Here is a 1,028-nt window from a genome sequence, read left to right on the forward strand (position 1 = left end):
CTGCGCGATAAAATAAAACTTAAGCGCATATCCGTCATCTTCAAGGCAAGCTTCCAGTGCTTGTCGAATATATTCTTTGGTTAAGGAACGCACCATCAAATGGAGCGGGGACGCCGGGATATACCCGATTCCGTGTTCTTGCATATAGCAGTAATAGTAATTGGGGGTAATTACGGTGATGTGATAGGTCATTCCATCATTAGCCTTCACTACAACCGGGATGCAGCCCTCATCTTTATTCACATCTTCATAATTTGGCGGATACTCAATCTCGATAATAGCCAATTCGTGCGACTCGTTAGCGGATGCTTCGTCCCATTGTTGCTTGTTCAATTTTCTGACCAGGTTATTTAATTCTTCTATGCAAAAAGCGGCTTCATGCCTATTATTGCCCCCCAAAAAACTTAGCTTTAAAAAATATGCTTCATCCCGTGCGTAATCCTCAATAGCTTGTGTAATGTTCTCTTCTGTTAATGATTGTACATGGATGTCAGGACAGCCAAAGGGGACATAATTTAGTTGTTCTTTATCCATATACCAATAGTAATTATTTGGTGTGCAAAGAGTTACCGTATACGTAACCCCATCCTCCATATCGACAAAAGCATCAATATTTGAGTTATTAATATCTACCCCCACATAAGGGGGATAGCTAATTTCTATAATATTCATCTCGGTTCTATCATCCTTCCACTTAATAGTTTCCGTACATTCTCCGAAGTTCTCTAATAACTTCTTTTTGATTATCCTTGGTAGACTTGGCTACAATATTAAATCCATGTCTTGTATTTTGAAAATAAAGTCGAGCGCCACTTTGAGTACGAGCCTCATGAATCCCTCCGAATCTCAACGATGTATTTCCTTTCCCCGGATTCGAGTTTCCATTAAACAGTTGTCGCGTTAAATGATTAATTTGTCCTTGTTGCTTATGATCTTTCGATAATTTTTCAGCATTTCGTACCAGGTTATTACTCTTATTAATAGAAGAAGTAACTTGAACCGTCGATTGAGCGGGCTGAGACGGACCC

General features: G+C 39.6%; 1 protein-coding gene and 1 pseudogene. Both read right to left on the reverse strand.

Going from position 1 to position 1,028, the window contains the following annotated elements; all coding sequences use genetic code 11:
* Positions 1-672, reverse strand: a 672-nt coding sequence (locus PPOP_RS19585) for a hypothetical protein (protein WP_006287822.1), incomplete at its 3' end; no start/stop codon positions are given.
* A gap of 22 nt (positions 673-694) precedes the next feature.
* Positions 695-1,028: pseudogene (locus PPOP_RS24625) on the reverse strand (hypothetical protein); the annotation flags it as partial.

This window comes from Paenibacillus popilliae ATCC 14706, from assembly GCF_000315235.1.
In the GTDB taxonomy this organism is placed as follows: Bacteria; Bacillota; Bacilli; order Paenibacillales; family Paenibacillaceae; genus Paenibacillus_B; species Paenibacillus_B popilliae.